This is a genomic window from Mesorhizobium sp. PL10, assembly GCF_053714315.1.
In genome coordinates this window covers 1-3,296 of sequence record NZ_JBSKBR010000093.1, presented here as the reverse complement: position 1 = coordinate 3,296, position 3,296 = coordinate 1, and the positions used below count along the sequence as shown (strand labels likewise).

At 67.1% G+C, this 3,296-nt stretch carries 1 protein-coding gene; it reads left to right on the top strand.

The genetic code is table 11. The features are described 5' to 3' along the window. On the top strand, window positions 1–3,296 hold a 3,296-nt coding region (locus tag ACWGTO_RS32900), incomplete at both ends, for an amino acid adenylation domain-containing protein (RefSeq protein WP_454578869.1).

Genomic DNA, 3,296 nt, shown 5'->3' with positions numbered 1-3,296 from the left:
GCACCCGAAGCCGTCGCCCTCGTCCATGAGGACGAGCGCCTGAGCTATGGCGAGCTCAATCGGCGCGCCAACCGGCTGGCGCATCACCTGATCGCACTGGGGGTCAAGCCGGACCAGCCGGTGGCGATCTGCCTGGAGCGCAGCTCGGCCATGGTGGTGGGTGTTCTGGCGATCCTGAAGGCGGGCGGCGCCTATGTGCCGCTGGACCCGGCCTATCCCAGGGCCCGGCTCAACCAGGTACTCGAGGATGCCGCACCGCGGCTCATGCTTTGCGATGCGGCGGGGCGCCAAGCGCTTGGCGCGCAGGCTCTTGGCCACGTCGGCGTGGTCGACCTCGACACCGCGGCACCCCCCTGGGCCGGGCTGCCGGCGACGAATCCAGACCCGCGCGCGCTCGGCCTCACCGCGCGCCATCTCGCCTATATCATCTACACCTCCGGTTCCACCGGAACGCCAAAGGGCGTCATGGTCGAGCATGCGCAGATTGTACGTCTGTTCGACGCGACCCAAAATTGGTGTGGCTTCACCGAACACGACATATGGTGCCTGTTCCATTCCTTCTCATTCGACTTCTCAGTGTGGGAGCTGTGGGGTGCGCTGCGCTACGGCGGGCGTTTGATTCTCGTGCCGGCCGATACCGCTCGCTCTGCTCCTGACTTCCATGATCTAATCTGCAAGTCGGGCGTGACGGTTCTGAACCAGACCCCCTCGTCGTTCAGAACGTTCATCGATGCGGACTGCCAGAGCGGTGTCCGCAACCGTCTTCGCTATGTGATTTTTGGTGGAGAGGCCCTGGAGCCGCCGATACTAAAGCCGTGGTATGAAAGGCATCCGGATTCCACCCCACAACTGATCAACATGTACGGAATCACGGAAATAACCGTGCATGCAACCTATCGGCCTCTTAGCCAGTCCGACACTTCCGCGCCGGGAAGTCCGATTGGAGGGCGCATCCCCGATCTTCGAGTGTATCTTCTGGACGGTGATGGCGCGCCGGTGCCGTTGGGGGCGGTCGGCGAGCTTTACATCGGCGGGGCAGGCGTTGCGCGCGGCTACCTGAACCGGCCCGAGCTGACGGCCGAGCGCTTCATCGCCAGTCCTTTTGTAGACGGCGACCGGCTGTACCGCACCGGCGATCTGGCGCGCTACCTGCCGGACGGCAATCTGGAGTTCTTGGGCCGCAACGACGACCAGGTGAAGATCCGCGGCTTCCGCATCGAGCCGGGCGAGATCGCGGCGCGGCTTGCCGAGCATGAGTGGGTGCGCGAGGCGGTGGTGGTGGCGCAAGAGGACCGCGCCGGCGACAAGCACCTTGTCGCCTATGTGGTGTGCGCGCCTGAGGCCGGAGCCCAGGACAAAGCGGGAGCCCGGGGCGAAGCCGGGGCCAAGGGCGCAGATCCAGGCGCGCTTGCCGGCGCCTTGCGCGCGCATCTTGGCGCGCGGCTGCCCGACTACATGGTGCCGTCGGCCTTCGTGCGACTGGCGGCGCTGCCGCTGACCGCCAACGGCAAGCTCGACCGCAAGGCGTTGCCGGTCCCCGACGACGACGCCTATGCGCGGCGGACCTATGAGCCGCCGCAAGGCGAGGTCGAGACGGCCCTGGCCGCGATCTGGGCCGAGCTTCTGGGGCTGGAGCGGATCGGCCGCCACGACCACTTCTTCGAACTCGGCGGCCACTCGCTGCTGGCGGTGCAATTGATGGAGCGGCTGCGGCGGCTGTCGCTTGGGGTGGAGGTGCACACTCTGTTCGCCAGGCCGGTGCTTTGCGATCTCGCCGCCAGCCTTGGCAGCCATCACGACATGGCGGTGCCCGCCAACCTGATCGACGAGGACAGCACGGCGATCACGCCAGAGATGCTGCCGCTGATCGAGCTGTCCCAGCAAGAGATCGACCGGGTCGTCGCCACGGTGCCGGGTGGCCTCGGCAACATCCAGGACATCTATGGCCTGTCGCCGCTGCAGGACGGCATCCTGTTCCATCATCTGCTGGCGACCCGGGGCGATCCTTATCTGCTGGTGTCGCAGATGGCGTTCGCCGAGCGTGGACTGCTGGAGCGCTATCTTGGTGCGGTCCAGCAGGTGGTGGATCGGCACGACATGCTGCGCACGGCCTTTGTCTGGGAGGGGCTGTCGAACCCGGCCCAGGTGGTGTGGCGTCGCGCGCCGCTGGAGGTGAGCGAGGTCGAGCTGGATGAAGACGACGGTCCCGCTCATGAGCAACTGAAGCGTCGGTTCGATCCGCATCACTATCGCATCGATCTTGGCCGGGCGCCGCTGTTGCGGTTCGTGATCGCGCGCGAGCCGGGCAGCGGACGCTGGCTGCTTTTGGAACTGCTGCATCATGTGATCGGGGATCACACCACGCTAAAGCTGATGCATGCCGAGGTGCGGGCGATGCTGGAGGGACGCGCGCATGAGCTGGGCTCCCCCCAGCCGTTCCGCAATCTGGTGGCGCAGGCTCGGCTGGGGGTCAATGCCAAGGCGCATGAAGAGTTCTTCCGGGCGCTGCTGGCCGACATCGACGAGCCGAGCCTGCCGTTCGGGCTGAGCGAGGTCCATGGCGACGGCAGCGGGGTTGGCGAGGCGCATCGGATGCTGCCGCGGGCGCTCAACGACCGGCTGCGGGCCCAGGCGCGGCGGCTGGGGGTGAGCCTGGCCAGTCTGTGCCATCTGGCCTGGGGTCAGGTGGTGGCGCGCAGCAGCGGGCGCGAGCAGGTGGTGTTCGGCACGGTGCTGTTTGGCCGCATGCATGCGGGGGCGGGCGCCGACCGGGCCATGGGCCTGTTCATCAACACCTTGCCTGTGCGGCTTGACCTTGACGGCACCGCGGTCGAGGCGAGCGTGCGCACCACCCATGCGCAGCTTTCCGAGCTGCTGGCGCATGAGCATGCTTCCCTGGCGCTGGCGCAACGCTGCAGCGGCGTTGCCGCGCCGGCGCCGTTGTTCGGTGCGTTGTTGAACTACCGTCACACCGCGCCGGCGGCCATGGCGGGCTCCGGGGCGATGGCCGGCTCCGGGACGGATGATGGTCTGTCCGGCATGGAATGGCTGGGTGGCGAGGAGCGCACCAACTATCCGCTGACGCTGTCGGTGGAGGATTATGGCCAGGCGCTTGGCCTGACGGCGCAGGTGACCGAGCCAATCTCCGCGGACCGGGTCTGCGGCTACATGCAGCATGTGCTCGAGCAACTGGTCGAGGCGCTGGAACAGGCGCCCGACACGCCGGTACGGGAGCTCGACATCCTGCCGGCCGATGAACGCACCTATCTGCTGGAGGAGCTGAACCGGACGGCGGC